Annotated in this window: 16 protein-coding genes and 2 pseudogenes; 5 read left to right on the top strand and 13 right to left on the bottom strand. The window is 57.7% G+C overall.

Translation table 11 applies throughout. The features are described 5' to 3' along the window. Positions 1–8 precede the first annotated feature (8 nt). From AWB69_RS41195 to AWB69_RS41150, 8 genes and pseudogenes are all read right to left on the bottom strand, one after another. A complete protein-coding gene (locus AWB69_RS41195; protein ID WP_062092519.1) occupies positions 9–2,309 on the bottom strand; it encodes a putative bifunctional diguanylate cyclase/phosphodiesterase in 2,301 nt (766 codons plus the stop codon). A gap of 405 nt (positions 2,310–2,714) precedes the next feature. Continuing rightward, positions 2,715–2,984 carry a hypothetical protein gene (locus AWB69_RS41190; RefSeq protein ID WP_156529157.1) on the bottom strand — a complete coding sequence of 90 codons (270 nt, stop codon included), beginning with the start codon at positions 2,982–2,984 and terminating at the stop codon, positions 2,715–2,717. A 13-nt stretch (positions 2,985–2,997) separates the two neighbouring features. Then, positions 2,998–3,473: pseudogene (locus AWB69_RS46530) on the bottom strand (diguanylate cyclase). Positions 3,474–3,797: 324 nt separating this feature from the next. Next, a complete protein-coding gene (locus AWB69_RS41175) occupies positions 3,798–4,817 on the bottom strand; it encodes a phosphatase PAP2 family protein (protein ID WP_197500447.1) in 1,020 nt (339 codons plus the stop codon). A gap of 343 nt (positions 4,818–5,160) precedes the next feature. Beyond that, entirely contained in the window at positions 5,161–7,422 is a 2,262-nt protein-coding gene (locus AWB69_RS41170; protein WP_062092514.1) for a spermine/spermidine synthase domain-containing protein, read from the bottom strand. Positions 7,423–8,174: 752 nt separating this feature from the next. Next, positions 8,175–8,618 (bottom strand): DUF2471 domain-containing protein, encoded by a 444-nt coding sequence (locus AWB69_RS41160; RefSeq protein WP_231937402.1) that lies wholly within the window; start codon positions 8,616–8,618, stop codon positions 8,175–8,177. Then, positions 8,618–8,899, bottom strand: coding sequence for a hypothetical protein (locus tag AWB69_RS41155; RefSeq protein ID WP_062092512.1), 282 nt, complete (start codon positions 8,897–8,899; stop codon positions 8,618–8,620). The genes AWB69_RS41160 and AWB69_RS41155 overlap by 1 nt, the downstream gene beginning before the upstream one ends. A gap of 122 nt (positions 8,900–9,021) precedes the next feature. Then, positions 9,022–9,381, bottom strand: coding sequence for a DUF4148 domain-containing protein (locus AWB69_RS41150; protein WP_062092511.1), 360 nt, complete (start codon positions 9,379–9,381; stop codon positions 9,022–9,024). A 485-nt stretch (positions 9,382–9,866) separates the two neighbouring features. Here AWB69_RS41150 and AWB69_RS41145 point away from each other — a divergent pair, with 485 nt between their 5' ends. Beyond that, a complete protein-coding gene (locus AWB69_RS41145; RefSeq protein ID WP_062092510.1) occupies positions 9,867–10,766 on the top strand; it encodes a LysR family transcriptional regulator in 900 nt (299 codons plus the stop codon). Positions 10,767–11,062: 296 nt separating this feature from the next. Here AWB69_RS41145 and AWB69_RS41140 read toward each other — a convergent pair whose 3' ends face one another. The 4 genes and pseudogenes from AWB69_RS41140 to AWB69_RS41130 all read right to left on the bottom strand — a co-directional run bounded on the left by AWB69_RS41140 (position 11,063) and on the right by AWB69_RS41130 (position 13,334). Continuing rightward, positions 11,063–12,076, bottom strand: a complete 1,014-nt coding sequence (locus AWB69_RS41140; RefSeq protein ID WP_062092509.1) for a substrate-binding domain-containing protein — start codon at positions 12,074–12,076, stop codon at positions 11,063–11,065. Positions 12,077–12,124: 48 nt separating this feature from the next. After that, complete coding sequence (locus AWB69_RS41135) at positions 12,125–12,685, bottom strand: DsrE family protein (protein WP_062092508.1); 561 nt, start codon at positions 12,683–12,685, stop codon at positions 12,125–12,127. Positions 12,686–12,758: 73 nt separating this feature from the next. Further along, positions 12,759–12,902, bottom strand: a pseudogene (locus tag AWB69_RS46520) (ferredoxin--NADP reductase); the annotation flags it as partial. 177 nt (positions 12,903–13,079) lie between these two features. Continuing rightward, complete coding sequence (locus AWB69_RS41130) at positions 13,080–13,334, bottom strand: DUF4148 domain-containing protein (protein ID WP_062092507.1); 255 nt, start codon at positions 13,332–13,334, stop codon at positions 13,080–13,082. Between the two features lie 341 nt (positions 13,335–13,675). Between AWB69_RS41130 and AWB69_RS41125 the strand changes: the two genes are divergently transcribed. Beyond that, a complete protein-coding gene (locus tag AWB69_RS41125; RefSeq protein ID WP_062092506.1) occupies positions 13,676–14,785 on the top strand; it encodes a TQO small subunit DoxD in 1,110 nt (369 codons plus the stop codon). A 169-nt stretch (positions 14,786–14,954) separates the two neighbouring features. On the opposite strand, the gene AWB69_RS41120 is transcribed toward AWB69_RS41125, so the two are convergent. Continuing rightward, complete coding sequence (locus AWB69_RS41120; protein WP_062092505.1) at positions 14,955–15,593, bottom strand: TetR/AcrR family transcriptional regulator; 639 nt, start codon at positions 15,591–15,593, stop codon at positions 14,955–14,957. A 234-nt stretch (positions 15,594–15,827) separates the two neighbouring features. Between AWB69_RS41120 and AWB69_RS41115 the strand changes: the two genes are divergently transcribed. From AWB69_RS41115 to AWB69_RS41105, 3 genes are all read left to right on the top strand, one after another. Next, positions 15,828–16,583 carry an SDR family oxidoreductase gene (locus tag AWB69_RS41115; RefSeq protein WP_062092504.1) on the top strand — a complete coding sequence of 252 codons (756 nt, stop codon included), beginning with the start codon at positions 15,828–15,830 and terminating at the stop codon, positions 16,581–16,583. 230 nt (positions 16,584–16,813) lie between these two features. After that, positions 16,814–17,965 (top strand): epoxide hydrolase family protein, encoded by a 1,152-nt coding sequence (locus AWB69_RS41110; RefSeq protein WP_062092503.1) that lies wholly within the window; start codon positions 16,814–16,816, stop codon positions 17,963–17,965. Between the two features lie 151 nt (positions 17,966–18,116). Then, positions 18,117–18,674 (top strand): sugar O-acetyltransferase, encoded by a 558-nt coding sequence (locus AWB69_RS41105; RefSeq protein WP_062092502.1) that lies wholly within the window; start codon positions 18,117–18,119, stop codon positions 18,672–18,674. Positions 18,675–18,750 lie beyond the last annotated feature (76 nt).

Genomic DNA, 18,750 nt, shown 5'->3' with positions numbered 1-18,750 from the left:
AACAGAGCTTAGCGTGATTCGCGTACTGGTGTTTGCTGCCGATGCGTTTCTACCCAGAGCGCAAAGTCTTCCGGTGGTAGCGGCGGCGAGTACAAATATCCCTGGTACATAAGGCAACCGTGTTTATGAAGAAAGTCGCGCTGTGCTTGCGTTTCCACGCCTTCAGCGATGACACTCAGCTTCAGCACGTTGCCAATGTTTATTACAGTCTGTGCCAGAGATTCGGCCATTGCATCGACCCCGATGCCCCGCACAAAGCTTTTGTCAATCTTCAGTTCTTTGACGGCGAACCGGTGCAGATAGCTCAGGGACGAGTAGCCCGTACCGAAGTCATCTATTGACAGCGCTATTCCAAGGGCATGTATCGCATCGAGCGATGTGCGAATGTCATCGAGCGACTCATCAAACATGACTCGCTCGGTCATTTCAAGGATAAGGTTTGCAGGCTCCAGACCATGAGCCTGCAAGGTGTGTGTGATAAAGCCTGGATAATCAGGACTCTTGAAGTCCGCGGCACAGACATTCACTGATATGTTTGGTACATCGATGCCCTTGATGCGCCACTCAGCGAGTTGACGGCAGGCCTCGTCCAGCACCCAGGCATCCAGTTCTGCGATCAGGCCGCTTTCTTCTGCGATGGCAATGAAGCGGTCTGGCGGAACGATCCCCAGTTTCTCGTCGTTCCACCGAACCAGGGCTTCGGCTCCACGCAGTGTTCCCGTCACATCGACCTTGGGTTGGTAGGCGACGCTCAGGGCTCTCGCTTGCAAAGCTCGCTGCAGCGCGATTTCCAGTTCGAGCTGTTCTTTGGCTTGACGCTCATACACGGGAGCATAGAAATGCACCTGGTTACGTCCCGTGCTCTTCGCCTTGTACATCGCCATGTCCGCGTTACGCAGCAGGGTATCGGCGTCCTGCCCGTCGTGCGGATACAGTGAGACGCCGATGCTCGCACTGAGCGTGACGCTGGTGTCATACTTTGCGTTGACGGTGATAGGCCGGTACAGGGCCTGCAGGATGCGCCCGGCTACGTGGGCTGCCCTATGCACATCACAATTTTGCAGTACGGCCAGGAACTCGTCTCCACCGAGGCGACCGATCACGTCCTCACCCCGAACGTAATTCCGGAGACGCCGCGCGATTTCGCTTAACACTTCGTCACCGGCAGAATGACCCTGCGTGTCGTTGACGCGCTTGAAGCGGTCCAGATCAATGAACAGTATCGCGAACTGTGACGAATTCCGGCTGGCGTCTGTCAGGATGCGCAGTGTTTCCTTGCTGAGTTGTGCCCGGTTGGGCAAGCCAGTCAAAGCGTCGAACCATGCCAGCGTCTGCAACTGATGTTCCATTGCGAATCTTCTACGCAATTGCCCGCTGAACATCAGAGACAGCATGATGGTAAGCACATCCAGTATCGCAGTAACAATACCAATGGCAAACGCCCGCTTACGCCATCCGGCGTAGATATCCTTGGTCGCCAAGCCAACGACCACTACCAGTGGATAGCTCCCGATCCGCCTGAAGCTGTATAGGCGCTCGATGTGGTCGAGCACGGCAACGTCGACATAGGTTCCGTAATCGGATTGCACGAGCGGGGGAAAGGAATGGCCGCCGGCGAGAGTGCGGCCTATATCGTCCCGGTGATAAGGTTGCCGCATCAGGACAGTCCCGTCCGTGCGCAACAGGGTAAGGGTTCCGTGAACGCCGATTATCGCGTCTTCGAATAACTGGTGGAAATAGCTTAGCCGGAGCGTGCCGGCAACAACGCCCGCGAAGTGGCCATTTGTATCATCAAGACGCAGGCTCAGCGCTATCGACGGTTGCTCAGAGTTGCCCAGGCGTGGCACAAAGGGCCTGCTGAGATACAAGCCAGTCCCTTTCTGCTGTTGTTGAACCTGAAAGTAATCGCGGTCGCTTACATTTAACTTTGGTGGAAGAACCCAACGGGAGTCGAGAATGTCGTTGCCGGCAGCATCTGCCGAGAATATCGCACCCAGTTCCCTTACATTGTTGGCAGCGTTGAAAGCAACGAGCCGCCGGGCATCGGGAGCGAGTTGGAGGATGCCGGGGCTCTCCAAACTTGTCACGACATCCCGCATTGCAAGTTGGTAGATGTCGAGATTACGCTCGGTCTCCTTTTGCAGGGAGAGCACGAGGTTCGTTGCGGCATCGCGGGCCTGCGCCATTGCGTCCAGCCTCATTTCGTACAGCGAGACTGTCGTGACGCCCGTGGTGGCAAGAGTGATACCAAGCCCAGCGAAAATGAACAGGGCCGGTTTTGCCAGAAGGGAACTCGTGATTCGAATCATGGTCTTCCGGATTGCGTTTGCATTCGGCCTGCTTTCAGTTCAGCCATTAATTGTCAGTCGTTGCTTACCATCAACCGGACTCCTGAATCATCGCGGGAATATGCGACCACCTGATTTCAGCCTGCTCCTTGGCGTAGCAGCGCACCTTGTCGGCCGCATTTAGCAATGGTTCGATCAAATTTGCTGTCTTCGGTCGAGTTCGCGAGCCCGATACCGCCTGTATAGGCCGGAAGACAAGTGTCATTAGGGGTGAACGAGGAGCCTGCCACACGATGGGGGTACTTCAGGCAGTATATCGACAAGGATGGAGAAATCTTTACGCCCTCCCTGTCGATGGTTTCCTGCCGGGTTGGCACAGAGTGGCGGTGTCAACTTGCGCCCTCTTGCGCCGACGAGAGGTCCCACCTAAAGGCGATAGAACGCAGAGCACAGCACTTTGACGCTGTTAGCGTTCGCGTTAACCAGTAGCAATTGCGACCCGTGACCTCGCACATCGTGAAAACCCGCGATTCTGATGGCCAGTTTGATCTCGCTACGCTGCCAGAACGGGCGATACATACGCTCATGATTCTGGAATGGCTGAATCGCTTTCAACAAAATGCCGACTTCAAAGCGTACTACGAGGCGAAACGGAACGGTGATGCCGGAACGTGTGCAGCGCTGGAGGAACGACACGCGCGGATCGGTGCTACTGCGTGTCATTGCGCTGAAAATCGAGCTGCCCTGTCGCTTCGATGCGGTTGCGGCCACGCTGTTTTGCCCGGTAGAGCGCCCGATCGGCGGCCTCGATGATGTCTGCCGGGGCGCCTGGCGGCGGTTCGAACACGGCAATGCCGACGCTTACTGTCATAAAGGGTCCTGTCGAGGTTTCATTGCGGATCTTGAGCATGCGAACCGCTTCCTGCATCGTTAGAGCTACCAGGCGTGCACCGGCTTCATCGGTTGAAGGCAGGATTGCCGCGAACTCCTCGCCGCCATAGCGCGCGAGCAGATCGCCGCTGCGCGGCAACGCGGATTGCAGCGCGCGAGCGACGGAAACCAGACAGCGGTCCCCCCAGGATGCCCGTAGCAGTCGTTGAGCATCTTGAAGTAGTCGATATCGACCAGCAGCAGCGCAAGCGGATGCCGGTTACGGACAGCGCGACTCCAGCCGCGGTTGGACACCGCTGCAATTCCGGCCCCTCCGCATAAGGGCTGGGGCCGATTTCCCCCGAAGGTTTTTCAATCAATCGCACCCTCTGTTTTCCTGATTGATGGGCGATTTTTAGGGCTGCGCTCGCCAGCCTGTTTCAATGCTTTGACGACACTGGAAACCCATGACGCGCTCGGGCGGAATTCAGGACTTGTCCCGATCTTCATCAGGCACGAGGCCCTTGCGATCATCGCCTTCAATGAATCGCTTCATGACTCACCCGGTCTCAGTGCGTTGATTCAGTTTAGGCGATCAATGCGTTTTCACACGGGCCCGAAGGAGACACCGTACCAGCTCTAAAGCGGACTTTCCGAGGCGGCCTGTGCGATTGTTCGAGCCGAAAAAGTGGCGGCGGCCGTCGAACCCACGGTCGCCCGATGTGTTATGCGGTTTAAAGTTTGGACAGTTAGCACCGACAGGACAAGTCCCGCAATGACGTCCGCCAGGTAGTGGCCACCCTGCGTCGGTGTGGATAGAATCATGACCACGTTAAGCGGGATGGCAATGCAAAACAGTAGGCGAAGCCGACGAAGCGAATACGTGAACAGGACCGCCAATGCGGTGTGGAAGGATGGTATCGACACAAGACCTTGCGCGGTTGCAATGTCGATCATTTGCAATGACCCATTGCGGAGCAACGCGAAGTCGGACACGGTTGCGGTCGCGCTGGGATCGTCAACATTGAAATGGATGAATGCGCTTGTCGCGGGAAAGGGCGTCGAGATCAACAGAAGATAAATGCTTCCGATCAATAAGAGAAAGAAGAATTCAGAGACCGCTTCGCGCCTTCCGAATAAGCTGAGAATAAGGGGTAGCGCTACCAGTTGCCACTGACCGCTCGCATAAGAAAATTGAAATGCTTTTTTAACATACGGATGAGCTTGCACCCATTTATAGAAAGCTACCCAATCGAACCCGAACGCACGATCAAATGCGATCAGTCTGGTTTCGATAAGGGGTGCGTTAATTGAGACGCAGAGGTACGAAAGGACGCAGGTGGCTGATACAAAGCATACGAGTAAGGCGCACCATGCAGCAGTGTCCGATACCCTACCGTAATGCAGCTTGGCCGTAACAAGTCGATAGCGACTGACACCGTTCAGCGCTCGCAATATCGCAGCAAGGCAAATCAGCATGGCTGCGCCCCTGCAAGTGACGAGGATACTAGCCCAATTCACTGAGTGACCGCTCAGGCCAAGCCAAAACGCGTCAATTAACGAGATGAACGTGACGATGATCCATCCCAAAATATACCGTCGGCGCATTGATGGCTGTGATCGTACATGGCCGAGATCAACGTTGTTGTTTTGAATCATTCGGAGGTCGCCCAGCAATTTTGACAGTGAGTCCTTCTCGGCCGGACGCATATTTACGTCAGGTTCGTCCCCTCGAAGCTGGCATATGTCTCGCAACGGCGACCTCTTCTCAAACTTTATGCCACGTCAAGTGACTGTGTTAAACGCACAACTGAGAGGCAGCTTGGAAGGTTTTAGAGGAGCAGCTTGCAAGACTGTCGCCCGTAGTCCAATGATCGAATCCGGCTTGTGTGCATCTGACTGACGGTGAGCCGCCTGATCCTGAGAGATCTTCCGGCGAATAGTTCGACCCAAGACAGCCCTTGGCCCAGCCCAGCCCAGCATAGGCATGCGCATGGATCGACTACTCCATGCCAAGGTTGTGTCGGTATTCGCTCCCCATGTTGTCGTCAGTGACGAGCTGTTTGTCGGCCGTTCTCTTAAGAATCTGCGAGCAGGATTCGATTGGCTGACCAGGTCCCGACGCTGCTGGAACCGTCAGACTCGATTGTAGGGACATCAAATCTTTCAGGCGTTGGCGTCCAGGGGCGCTATTCAAGTCGAGTACCGCCCGGCCATCGATCTTGTAGGACTCAAGCGTGTTGCGCCAGTTATCGAAGTCCCACTCTAGGGGTGAAAGCGACACGATCATATGATTCGTAAATCGCGCGCCGTAGGGAAAGCCAAGGCACGCGGTTCGTTGAACGCGCTCGGAATCCGTCGTGTTATAAAAATAAATGCCCTTCGGATTCAGGTGGCCTTTAACTAGCGCCAGATATTCCGAGGACAGCAGATTGGCTGAATTGGCCCTGAAGTACCACGTGGTATTGGCAACGATAGCATCAAACTTTCGGTCGGGATTGAGACGCAGCCAGCGGCGGCCATCATCAGTAACGATATGCACCTTGGGATTCGTCAGCACCGACGCGACTGCGGGAGATTTTGCAATCAGTTGAATGTATCCTGGATTGATCTCGACAATGGTCAGAGAACTGACCTGCGGATCGTTCGCGATCACTTGCGCCCATGAGGCCGACGATAGGCCGATCATCAGGACATCGCGTGGCTGCCGATGAAAAAGACTCAGAGCGAAGGCCCTGATGATACCGTTCGTGTCGTTCTGCAGGTCCACGCTGAAGCGGCCGTCATACATCCCGCCACCGAAAACCGCCCCTGTATCGTCGACGGTAATGATGCCGCTGCGGTTCTCGACAACCTGAGCAAACGGCTGGTCGCTGTGCGGCATGTTTTTCCACAGCAGGTTCTCAAGCAATCCGTGCGTCAGCGGCGGCAATAGCGTGAATGCGAGGACAGATCCAGCTGCAGCCCAGCCCGCATGCCGCCATTTAGTCCGGGACGAGAGTGGCAACGATGCCGAAAGCAAGGCCGCGCAGATCAGTCCGGCAACCGTCAACAGGATTGCGATGCTGACCAGCCCCAGGTGGTCCATCAACACGAACCCGGTGACGATGCCGCCCGTCGCCGACCCTACGATATTCAAGAAATAAACAAGCGCGGTCCGCGTGCCTGCACGTCCGTCGGCCGCTACACCGAAGTGGGTGAGCGATGGCAGCAGCGCCCCCCAGTATCGCGCGAGCAGGTGCACCATGATCAGCGCGATAGGCAGGATCAAAGGTCCTAACCATGCGAGGTGCGCGAGCACGGGCAGGAACAGCATGCCAACAACGTTAGCCTTGATTACGCTGACGGTGATGCGCTTGGGTCCTTGATCGCCTGCGGCTCGGAACCAGTCAACAGCTTGCCGGGAGCCTGACGCGAGCCCGAGCAGAAAGACGCCCAGTGTCATGGAGAACGCTAACGCGGCACCTCCTTGTGAGTAGGAGAGCGTTCGGACGAAGAAAATCTCGTAGGACAGTGAGATGAATCCACCGCCAAATGCCAGCGCTGCCACCGGACCGAAGTTTAGCGTGGGCGTGCGCACGCCCGACTCCGCTGTCCTGACTATGTGGGTACGCACCACACCGGCTGTGCGCCAGTGCGTGCCCAGTGCGCCCAGCGCGACCGCCGAATTGAGTGCGACGGCCAGGAATACGGACTTTTGCATGCCCAAAAAGGGAAACAGCAGGGCGGTCGCAACGAAGCAGGCCGTACCGGCACCCAATGTATTGACGAAATAAAGCTGGCCCACCGAACTGCCTACGTTCCCGGACCGGTTGACCAGGTGGCCGACCAGGATCGGCAGCGTAGCGCCCATCAAGAGCGTTGGCACCGCCACGAGCGCCAGTGTGACAAATGCCGTCACGGGAAGCGGCATGCCGAGCGCGAGGGATCCGACTTTATCGAATATGTCGAGCGATACTGTGCCGAAGATTCCAGTCAGCAATTCGATGACGGCGAGCAGCGGCAGAAGGGGAATGCCGCGACGCTTCGACAGCCAGCCACCGGCCAGGCTACCGATCCCAAGGCCGAGCATGAAGGCAGTCACTACGATGGTGACAGATTCGATATTGACACCGAAAATGCGAAACAGAGCGCGCTGCCAGACAAGTTGATAGATGAGCGCTGGAAAGCCGGAAAAGAAGAACAAGACATACAGGATGCGGGTTCCCTGAAGGGATGAATCATCGCGGTCAACAGGTTGCGGAAGACTCAGCCCGGCATTCATAGCCACGCGTGCTTCCAATGACGCCCCTGACTTCATACTTCTCCCTGTTGGTATTGAATGTGCGCCACGCATGCGTTGGCAGCCACCGACCTACAGAAATTGCATGCAGCCGAACCCTTCGTGGACCGTTGACGCACGACGCCGACGGTCCACGAGCTTGCTCAGTCGGTCGGCGATCAATTGACTGGCGGTGCGAGTCAACGTCGCTGTTTTACGGCCGCGGAACCCAAACTCTCTACGCTTTATCGACGTGACTAGAGAAAACTTGAGACTGCTGGAGTCGCTTTCTTCCAAACACAGACGCTGTCGTCGGTCATCGGCTTGCGCCTGGAAGGACCAAATTTGCTTCTTTTGGAGGAGCATCTGATGTGATGTTCGTTGACTCGGCTACTGAACCATTGCAACTGCGTAGTCGATATGGCAGCGGCTGTTGGTGATCCTTGAAGGCAGACGGAATGATCTTGAGTATCGCTTGTCGACAGTTCGGTCAGTCGTGGCGAGTGGCCGTTTGTGGCTGATGTTGTTGAAAAAGTCGCCGCACGCGGTTTGGGGGTGCACCACCGCGAGTCTTGGCAGGGGTCGAATAAGACTCGATGGAGGAAACCGCGGAGCGGTTCGATGCGGCCGGAATATTGCGAAGCTATGGAGATTGATGGGGCAGGATGGCGGGCGATGACGGATTTCCGCGGGTCGGTCGGGATGATGGATGGGCAGGATTCAGACCTCCAGATTTGAATGTGCTATCGGCGTCATTAGTCCTGAGTGGCCATATCGGTAGAGTCGGCCTGCACCAGTGCGCGCACCAGCAGATACACGGCTGGCAAGTTGTCGTCGTCACGTCGCCAGTCGACGGGTTCGTCGAGATCCATCGCGGACAAACGACTGTCGGCAAACCGGACAAACGTCGAGCGTAGTGTCTCGTCGTGCCGCGCCCGGAAGCCCCGATTCTCAAAGACCTGATCGTCAATTGTCAGCAGTGTGCGCCAGGTCGGCAATCGCGCGCCACTTGAATAACGATGACGGCCATTGTCGAGGTAACGACCTGCGACCGTGGCAATGATCTGCTGGAGGTCGAGCGACGCGCTGCGGAGTGCGCGTTCGAGGGCGACAGGATTGATGTCGTGAACATCCAAATCAAGAGCAGAGTCGTTAATCATGCTGTTATCTTCCTGAAGATTCGCGGCAACCCGCAGCATCAAAGGTGAAGCTTCAACAACGCTTGGTTTCGCTGTGCCAACAACTGGCGGATCTGAGCAAGATAGGTATCGCCGACTGTGCAGTCTTCAACAGACCGGCTATGTTGATGAGGCGTTGGTGGCCGTACGCCGAGATAGCGGCACACCGCGGATAGGTACGGTTTGCCGTTGCCTCCCAGATGTCGCGCAGCAGCAGCCACGCGCACGTCGCCGACATGCTTGAGTAACCATGCAAGCGTTTCGCGGTCGGCGTCGTTCAAGATGCGGATGAGCTGGTTCATGACCGATCCTGTATATAAAAACAGTACTGTAAATTTATACAGTATTTGACCAAAATGCAAGTTAATTTGCAGGATGTTGGTGGCGCTGTGTAATCGATTGGCGTGCGCGATATGTTGCTGCATCAACTGCCAAAATACGGCGTGCAGAAGCTGACCGGTCCGACGCAGGCAGGAATGGCCGAACGACTTTGACCAATGCCGGCTTTGCCAGCCGCTTCGCGTTGGCCGGTGGCGCTCGAACCCGAGACATCGGCACCCGTGCCGCTTTCGTTTTGCTGCTTGAGTTGGGCTGCCTGTTGCGCAAAGATCGGGTTGACGTCGGGGTACGACGTGTTGGTCACGAAACGCAGGCCGTTGTTTTCTGCCTGGATCAGTTCCTGACGGACTTCCGCGCGGGTCTTCTCCTGGGCGGATGCGGTAGAAGCGATGCCTGCCGACGCGAGCAGCATCATGGAAAGGCCAAATACATAAGACTTATTCATTTTGAACTCCTAAATTAGTGATAAAGAAATAGACATCGATTGCATCATGGTGAACACAGAGAACCTGACTCTATGCCCGGCAGGAACTCCCGGCGCGACGCTCGTCTGCCGCGTTCGTGGCGCAAATCTGCGTGAACCAGTGATTGCACGTGCAGATCTTGTTTAGCGCCTCCATGTCCACATCGTATTCACCGGGAAGAGAGAAATAAAATATATTGTTGCGATACGATCCATATCTGTAACGCATGCCGCCGAAAGCTGAATGTGAGCTTGCACCCACAAACGCGACGCGGGTCGACTCCACGGGACGCCGGCAGACCTGACTGCACTGCATCGCGACCTGGAGGAACCACGGCTCGCCGATCGACGGGGAACGTTGCCTGTCGGCGACGGCTTTGTCCCCCTCGCTACGGAAAGCTTCGCGACAGGTACAGCCGTGGTGGCATGGCCCAGTGCATGCGCTATTTCCGGAAATTGAAGCTCCAGTGAACTTTACTCATCTATTCGCATTTTTCGAGGTTGCGCGCGCCGGTAGCGTCAGCGCGGGGGCCGAGCGCCTGCGCGTCAGCCAGCCAGCGGTCACGCGGGAAATCAGGGAGCTGGAGGACCGGCTCGAACTTGTGCTGTTCGACCGGCTGCCGCGAGGCGTTGCGCTCACCGACGCGGGGTCGGCACTGTTTCGCTACGCTGAGCAGATTTTCTCGCTCGCCGACGCGGCGGAGTGGGAACTGAGGGAACTGGCCGGTCTCAGCGCCGGGCATGTGAAGATAGGCGCAAGCGCGACGGTCGGCGTGTATCTCGTGCCGGACATGATTGCGCAATTTAACGCCAGCCACCCTCAGGTCGCAATCGACCTGACGGTTGCCAACACCGAGCAAGTCGAAGCCGGTCTGCGTGACCATGCATTTGCGCTTGGCTTTATCGAGGGACCATTCGACCACACGATTCTGCATTCCCGTCCGATCGGGGCCGACGAGATTGTTGCGGTCGCCGCGGCCGGACATCCGCGCGCCGGACAGAGGTTATCGCCACCCGATCTGACTACGCATACGGTCATTCTGCGCGAACCCGGTTCGGGCACGCGTGCGGTTGTCGAGGAGGCTTATGGGCATATCGGTCTGCAAGTCGACCCGTTGATGTCCGTCAGCGACACCGAAGCCATCAAGCGGATGCTGCTCGCGCAGAACGCCATCGCTTATGTTTCCCTGCTCAGCGTGAAGGATGAGTTGCGCCGGGGCGAGCTGACGGTGCTCGAAGTGGATGATCTTCGCATCGAGCGCCCGCTGCACATGGTGTGGCTCAAGGGGCGGTCGCTGTCGCCGAGTACACAGGCTTTTTTCGACCTGGTGCTGGCGCGGGTCGCGTCGGAAGCCGCAGCGGGGTAACGTTGTTCGTCGGAAGAGCTGTCGCGTTGGCATCAGCGTTTCGCATGGCCTGCCCGACGTGTTCCCGCGAAGACGCCGGCGACAGCAGTTTGACTAGCGTACGCACGAACCCCGCATGAAAACATCGTTCTTGAACGCGACATAGGCAGTATGTGAGCCGGGCATGTGTTCGAAGGGCAACGCGCGCAAGCTGCAATCGGATGGAGGTTCACGGAGCGATCCCGGACTGGAAGATGAATGGATGCCGGGTTACCGAGGGCAACCCGGCACGGGATGCAAGCTGGTGGCAGGCGCGTTCACCCGGCGTTAGCCTGGTAGGGCTTGAACCCGTACCGTTCGAAGATCGCGAGCCCTGCGGGGGAGCGGATGAAGTCCAGCCAACGTTGAGCCGCCTCGGCGTGAGGCGCATGCGTTGTCATGGCCCCCGCATAGATCGCTGTCGTGTTGTCGGCCGCAGGAATGTCCACATGACTGATGGAATGGCCGGCCTGTTCCTCGAACATCGCCTCGGATTGCCAGGTGACACCTGCCTGCGCCTTGCCCTGCATGATCCACAGCGGCGTCTGCCGGTGATGGATGTGCGTCAGCACGGTTGACCCGTCGGCGACTTTGGTGCCGTATACGTCGTTGAGCAGCGTGTCGCCCCCCGCATGTTCGAGCGACGTCTTGATCTGCCGTGCGATCCCCTCGAATTTGGGATTCGGCATTGCCAGCCGGACCTCGGGACGGCCGAGATCGGCGAGTCCGGTGATATGGGCAGGGTTGTCCGCTGGCACCATGATCGTCAGCGTATTCGTCACATACGGCTCCGCCGGCGCCTGCAGACGCCCCGCGTCAATCTGCTTCTGCACGGCCTTGAGCCCTGCGAGATACACGTCAGCCGGGACAGTCCAGGTCATGTTGCCGACCGTGACGGTGCCGCCGTTTTCCATCTGCCTCACTAGAAGGCCCGGCGGAATCGTCTCCCAGTAGACATGGCCTTTGTATTGCGGGTAATGCGTCTCGAACGCCTGCACAAGCGGCGCCATCGCAAAGAAGTAGTTCCCGCCGACATAGAGCACCAGCGACGGATGAATGGGGTCCCCGTGGAAATCGGCAAGATTGTCCGCGTCGGGTTCGGTGAACGACAAGCCGCGTGCCGGACTGTCGTTGTTCGCGCCGTGTTGCCACGGCGGATAGACGCTCTGGCTATGCGTGATGCCGGTGGTGCCGGTGGCCGGCGTGCCCTCGGCATGGACGGACCCGATGACGATGGCGCCGACGGCGCTCATAACGCATGCGGCGAGAGTTTTTCGGTTAATGGTGAACATGCTGTGGACTCCGGATGATCAAAGATGGCACGCGCGCCGAATGGACGCTTACAGCGGCATCAACGCGTAACCCTGCTGCTCAAGGGTGGTGACGGTGGTCAGGGCGGACAGCGCGAGCGTTACATCCGGATCGATCCAGTCATACTGGAAATGATGTTCAGCCACCGCCTGCCCGCATTCCGCGATCGTCACGCCGGCTTTCTTTAGTTCCGCGATTAGCGGGAGATTGGGGTTGGGCACGCCATACGTTGACCGGTAGTGCGCATCGTCGAGTGCGAGCGGCGTTGCCGCGCCATAGGCAACTGCAACGAATTTGAGTTTGCCCAGTGGCACGCCTGCGGCTACATAGAGGTTGACCGTGCGCGCCACGTGGTCCAGCGCCGGGTTGACTTTGTCAGGCTGTGCGGTGCCTTGCGTCATCGCAAAGACCACCTTGTAGGTGTGGCCAGGCTGCGGTTTGAACGCACCGTTGGACAGATAGTGAATGTTTCCGTAGCCCTGAATCGTAGGCGTCGTCCAGAAGCCGGCTGGATCCGCCGGCGCTGCGTGTGCTGATGCGCAGGCGAGCGCAACCAAAGCGGTGGCGAGAAAAGTTTTGATTTTGCTCATGATTGATTCTCTCAATGGAGATGTATGAAAGGTGAATGACGCTGGCTTGCCGGCCTGGTCATGAAACAAAGGCCGGCTTGCCGTCGATTTCAAGACCCACCATGGTGAACTGGCCGTTTTCGAAGCGAAACGACGGATCGCGCGTGCAGGTAAAGCGGAAAAGCGTATCCGTCCAGTGGTGAACGGACAATACGGTTTGCGGATTCAGGTCGCTCATAGCTGCAATGTGAGGAGAGCGCAGGTAGGAGATCGCGCGAGGCGGGCCTATCCGGCCGTCCCGTCGCGCCCAGTCCCGGCGCTGTGGGGTTTATCTGTTGCGAGATGGGTAAGCTGATGCATCACTCAATATCGATACGGATTACGAATTGATACATGCGCGAGTGCGCAGATACGCTCAGCCTCCTTCGTATATGGCGTCGATGCGTGCCAGCGATCCGTCCTTCTCTGCCTGGACCAACTGATCGTAGACCTGCTTGCGCGTCAGCCCGTGCGCTTGCTCGGCAGCGGCGCCGGAAGGCAGGTGCTGGGTCTGGGAGACTTGCGGTTGCGATGCACCTGCGTCTTGTTGAGCAGCATGTGCAGCCGAACAGAGCAGCGATGCTGCGAGTGTCAATGCGACAGGGATGGTAGAACAGAAGATCTTGCTCATTTCCGGTCCTTACAGTTGGGTGAGTTGTGCGGCTCGTTGCGATCGATTAATCGTTGGGAGTGCATGGACCCAGTGTAGGTACGCCAGTCATTCGTGAAAAATACAATAGTGATATCTCTGCCATGCGTTGCGTATATATGTGCCTTTTGATGGCTCAAATATAAAACGCGATGTCGTCAAGTTGGATGCCAAAAAATTATCGCGCCAATGCCATTAATGTATTTTTACCGATGCCCCGCCTTCTATACGCTGCACAGTGATGATTGGTCATTCCGGGACACTGCCAGAGCGGACCGCGAACCTCCAGTCAGATCACAAACATTCACTTAGGAGGTTCCTGTATGAGTTCAATTGCATACCATGCCGCCGGTCACGAACGCGCTGTGAGCGGAGAGGACCAGCGTACGTGGCGTATTTCGGCCATCTCCCTGATGTCGGTCCGCATCATTCAGGGTTTTATCTATTGGGGCGGAGGTTCTCGGCGATTCATTTATGCGCCCGGCAAACTTGATCCGCATGCCGCACACTGGATGGCCAACAAGTTCCAGACGGCGATGCCAGGAGCTCTTCTCGGTATGGACCATGTGATCAGCTTCATGCTGCATCACTTCTATCTGCTGTATGGTGGCGTGATTCTCTTCAGCGCTGCCGAACTGATCGTCGGGCTCATGCTGATGGCGGGTCTCTTTTCGCGCGCTGCGGCACTTGCTTCAATGGGTTTTTCTGTATTGCTCATGCTGATGTTCGGCTGGCAGGGTGCGACGTGCATCGACGAATGGACGATGGCGGCCTGCAATCTCGCCATGGGCGCCACGTTGATGCTGGGAGGCAGCGGCGCCTGGTCGCTGGACAATGTCCTGCTACGCAACAATCCGCAACGGGCCGACAGCGGCTGGTTCAAATGGGCTTCGGGCAGCAGGGCACTGCCGCTTTCGGATACCGGCTTTCGCAACCTCGCACTCGCGGTATTGACCTTTGTGGTTGTGTTCAACGTCGGGACGTACAGCTACTACCGTGGTTCCGTCGTGACGCCGTTTCATAGCGGCCCTGTCAGCCCGACCGCCCATCACCTGACATTGGCTCGCGCGGCCGTTCTAGCTGATGGAAGCGTGCGCTTTCATGTCGCACTCGATGCCGGGACCGCTGAGGCGCCGGTGCACGTCGTCGCCGCCGCACTGCTCGATGCGAACAGGGCGCCCGTCGCGCAATGGAATGCCGAGACACTCTCAAAGATGCCGAAGACTGCGTTCAACAACGACTACGCCTATAACAAATTCGGCCCGGGTCCGTTCGGGCTGCGCGCGGCGATGGGCGCTGCTTCGACGGTCACATTGCCGGCACCGGCCGTTCAAACGGGCGCAACCGTCAGCGCACGGATACTGCAACTGACGGATGTCGATGGACGCGTCTTTTCGACATCTCTGCAGGATGTATCAGGGGCCGTGCATTGATGGGACCGATCGATCGCCACCGGTCGTCAAGTTGCCGCTAAGGAGGCGTGGAATCCAGCGGCCGGAACTGACGTGAATAGTTGCCAATCACGCCAACGGGCCGCCGTCCAATCGTCTTCGCTGCCGTGACATCCAACGGCGGCTCTCTGGAGCCAAAAAGGACATTGGTCTAGCATCGGCGCGAATGTCCACGTGACCGATTTCCGCCTTGCGTGCCCACGCCGGTGAAGAGATGTTGGCGACCCTCGTCAAGAATTTCATCCGCGAGCGCCGGATCAACGTCTGCAATAGCACGCGAAAGCAGCAACGTACCGACCATCTGGCTGAACAGAGTGATCGCCTTCCGGCGGCCGCCTTCACTGATCCCCTCCGTCTCTTCGATGACCTTGGCGAATTGTCCGAGGTTCACCGCGAGGCCTTGCGCGTAAGAGCGGCGCGCCACGTCGCCGAGCCGCCGGGCGTCGCCTGCAAAACCCGACAACGGGCAACCTGCCTCGATATCCGCGCGATGCTCGGGTGAGAGGTACCACTCGATCCGGTGCCTGACCGGGTTCGCGTCATCTGACCTGGCGTTTTCGATGATGGAGGCAAAGGTCTCCCCGCCATCTTCCATCGCCTTTTCCGTGACCGCGGCGACCAGTGCGTCTTTTGATTTGAAGTGGTTGTAGAAACCGCCCTGCGTAAAGCCCGCCGCTTTCATCAGTTCGACGAGACCGACCGCATCGACGCCGCGCTCGCGAAACAGCTTCTCCGCGGCGGCCACGATCGCGCGCCGGTTTTCAACCGCCTGCTGCCTGGAAACACCCACGCTCCCTCCGTTCGGCCGACAACGACTCAATCAGATCCATCGAAAAATACAATGTCGATCACAATTGACATCTATGAGGAGGACGATAATAATCCACGGCAATGACAATGTCATTCAACATTGTCTTAAGTATGACCTTCTTTAACGGACCGTTCAGGCAATTGGGGGCACAACAGCTATCCGGCGCCTGAGCACGCAAGCATCAAACCCTGAAGCATCTACAAGGAAACGATCATGAAACTCACTGGAAACACAATCTTCATCACGGGCGGCGGTTCGGGCATTGGCCGCGGGCTAGCCGAAGCGCTGCATAAGCTCGGCAACAAGGTCATCATCAGCGGCCGCCGGCGCAGCCATCTCGACGAGGTGGTGGCGGCAAATCCCGGTATGGTTTCAATCGAGCTCGACATTGCCGACCCGGCGAGCATCGAGAAGGTGGCAGCACAACTGATCGCGGACTATCCCGATCTCAACGTGCTGATCAACAACGCAGGGATCATGCAGCCTGACCAGGCGGGTGGCCACATTGACGACGCGCTGATGGTGTCCACCATCACGACCAACCTCATGGGGCCGATCCGCATGACGTCGGCGCTGATCGATCACCTCAAGACCCGGAACGACGCTGTCGTTGCCTATACCAGCTCGGTCCTGGCTTTCGTGCCGTTGGCTGCGACTGCCGTGTATTCGTCGACCAAGGCGGCATTGCATTCGTACGTCCTGTCGCAACGCTTCATGCTGCGGGACACGAAGGTTCGCGTGCTCGAGATCGCACCGCCTTGGGTGCGCACGGACCTCATGAACAGCCGCGAAGCCGAACAGGCGATGCCGCTTGACGCGTTCATCGATGAAACGATCGCCGTCCTCGGAACGGATGCAGATGAGATTCTGGTTGAAGGCGCGAAGCTGTTCCGCGGCAACCCGGGGCCCGGTGAACACGACCTGGTCGACGGCTTCAATGCACAAATGGCGGAAGTGTTTGGCGGATGAATGGCAGCCTGCCGGACAGGTGATACAGGCGACCTCTGAGTGGAACGGAGCGCTCGTGATCGAAGCGTTCGACAGCTGGTCTGGTAAGGACCACGTTGCGGGAGACGGTTTCCCGGCAGGGCACGGTGCTTACCAGGAGACGGGTGCCAAGGACGTACGACTATGTATGGGTGTTCGACACCGCCAGTTAGATCGTGGAGAATCGACTGCACTCTTCCGGAGGAGATGCCATGCATATCGAGCCATTTCAGATTTCCGTGTCCGATGTTGAGATCGACGGCTTGCGCCGGCGTTTGCGCGACAGCCGGTGGGCGCCCATGACTCCGTCCGAGTCGTGGCAACAAGGCACAGACGCCCCATGGCTGCGCGAATTGGTGACGTACTGGGCCGACGGTTTTGATTGGCGGACCGCGGAACGCGGTCTGAACCAGCAACCTCAATTCATGGCTGACGTGAACGGTCAGCGCGTGCATTTCGTTCATCGGCGTGGCGTTGGACCCCGGCCGTATCCGCTGGTTATCACGCATGGCTGGCCCGGATCGTTCTTCGAATTTAACGCATTGGCTGACCTATTGCGCGACCCGGCTGCATTCGGTGCGGACCCGGACGATGCCTTCGACGTCGTTATTCCTTCACTGCCTGGCTTTGCGTTTTCGCCGGCGCCTGCCGCCCCCGGCACTTCCGCGTTTCAGGTAGCCGATCTGTGGGCATCGCTGATGCGAGGTCTTGGGTACGAGCGATTTGGCGCCCAGGGTGGTGACCTGGGTGCGGGGGTGTCGATCGCGCTCGCCTTGCGGCACGCCCAGGTAGTCGATGGCATTCATCTCAACTTTCTGCCAGGATCGTACGAACCCGCCATTGGCGCCGCTGATTCGCCGCTTACCGTCCCAGAACAAAACTTCCTTGGAGAAAAGGGTGAGTGGGCTGCGCTCGAGGGCGGTTATGCCCATATGCACGGCACGAGGCCGCAGACCCTGGCTGCATCGCTTAACGACTCGCCGGCCGGGCTTGCTGCATGGATCGGGGAGAAATTTCGCGCGTGGAGCGATTGCGACGGAGTTATCGACCGTAGATTTTCGAAAGATGAGTTGCTTACCAATCTATCGCTCTACTGGTACACCCAGAGCATTGGTACAGCCATTCAAATGTACTGGGAAAACCGGTTGCAACCCATGTGTTTCGCCCCGGGACAACGGGTATTGCCGCCGGTGAGCTTTGCACACTTTCCGAAAGAGATTAACCACCCGCCACGTGTATGGCTGGAACGAGTGTTCAATGTCGTGCAATGGACCGACATGCCGAGTGGTGGGCACTTCGCGGCAATGGAAGAACCTGAACTCCTCGCGGCCGACATTCGTAGCTTTTTCAGGCGCTTCCGGTAGTGAGTTCGTTGAGGAATCGCCCCTGAGCGGGATGCGATCTGTGTTTCGCGACGGAGCGCAGCTGGAGACGATAAAGGTCGTTCAGGGTTGATTGTCGCTGTTCCGTCATGCGCCGAATACGCGCCCGATCGCAACCGGAGGAAAACAACGAATGGCGAATGATGATCGCACCAAGATAATTCCCAGTAGAACGCCGGAATCAGCGGCCATGTCAGCAAACGTCAAACGAGCGATGGCGATCACCGCCGCTCTAAACCGGTTGACGTTCAACGATGCGGACGAAGTCCGGGCCTTGTTCAGTGATCTCATCGGCAAGAAGGTGGACGGCAGCTTTTTATTGCCCCCCCCGTTCTACACAACCGGCGGGGTCGATATCAGTGTCGGGCGCAATGTCTTCGTCAATCAGAATTGCACTTTCTATGACCTTGGCGCGCTCGACATTGCTGACGACGTGATGATCGGGCCGAACGTGAGCATCATCACGTCCGGCCATCCCATTGAACCTTCTCAGCGGCGCGCATTCGTAATCGCAAAACCCATTGTGATTGAGAGAAACGTCTGGATCGCAGCCGGCGCTACCATTATCGGTGGCGTAACAGTAGGCGAGAACTCGGTTGTCGCAGCAGGGTCGGTCGTCACCAGGGACGTTCCCCCGAATACTCTTGTTGGTGGAAATCCGGCGAAGGTCATTCGTTCGATTGCTGACTAAGAGGGCAGTTCAAAAAGGCTGCTCAGTTCGGCTGAAGATGTTCCAGCAGACGAGTGAGCAGGCTAGTTTGAGGAAT

Origin of the sequence: Caballeronia udeis, from assembly GCF_001544555.2 — a bacterium.
GTDB lineage: Bacteria > Pseudomonadota > Gammaproteobacteria > Burkholderiales > Burkholderiaceae > Caballeronia > Caballeronia udeis.
Note: the sequence above shows the minus strand (reverse complement) of the source record. Positions and strands in the feature narration are given on the sequence as shown.

Coding starts and splice junctions, on each gene's coding strand:
- AWB69_RS41195 (WP_062092519.1), bottom strand. CDS start 2,309: ATGATTCGAATCACGAGTTCCCTTCTGGCAAAACCGGCCCTGTTCATT.
- AWB69_RS41175 (WP_197500447.1), bottom strand. CDS start 4,817: ATGATTCAAAACAACAACGTTGATCTCGGCCATGTACGATCACAGCCA.
- AWB69_RS41170 (WP_062092514.1), bottom strand. CDS start 7,422: ATGAATGCCGGGCTGAGTCTTCCGCAACCTGTTGACCGCGATGATTCA.
- AWB69_RS41160 (WP_231937402.1), bottom strand. CDS start 8,618: ATGCTGCGGGTTGCCGCGAATCTTCAGGAAGATAACAGCATGATTAAC.
- AWB69_RS41155 (WP_062092512.1), bottom strand. CDS start 8,899: ATGAACCAGCTCATCCGCATCTTGAACGACGCCGACCGCGAAACGCTT.
- AWB69_RS41150 (WP_062092511.1), bottom strand. CDS start 9,381: ATGAATAAGTCTTATGTATTTGGCCTTTCCATGATGCTGCTCGCGTCG.
- AWB69_RS41140 (WP_062092509.1), bottom strand. CDS start 12,076: ATGTTCACCATTAACCGAAAAACTCTCGCCGCATGCGTTATGAGCGCC.
- AWB69_RS41135 (WP_062092508.1), bottom strand. CDS start 12,685: ATGAGCAAAATCAAAACTTTTCTCGCCACCGCTTTGGTTGCGCTCGCC.
- AWB69_RS41130 (WP_062092507.1), bottom strand. CDS start 13,334: ATGAGCAAGATCTTCTGTTCTACCATCCCTGTCGCATTGACACTCGCA.
- AWB69_RS41125 (WP_062092506.1), top strand. CDS start 13,676: ATGAGTTCAATTGCATACCATGCCGCCGGTCACGAACGCGCTGTGAGC.
- AWB69_RS41115 (WP_062092504.1), top strand. CDS start 15,828: ATGAAACTCACTGGAAACACAATCTTCATCACGGGCGGCGGTTCGGGC.
- AWB69_RS41110 (WP_062092503.1), top strand. CDS start 16,814: ATGCATATCGAGCCATTTCAGATTTCCGTGTCCGATGTTGAGATCGAC.
- AWB69_RS41105 (WP_062092502.1), top strand. CDS start 18,117: ATGGCGAATGATGATCGCACCAAGATAATTCCCAGTAGAACGCCGGAA.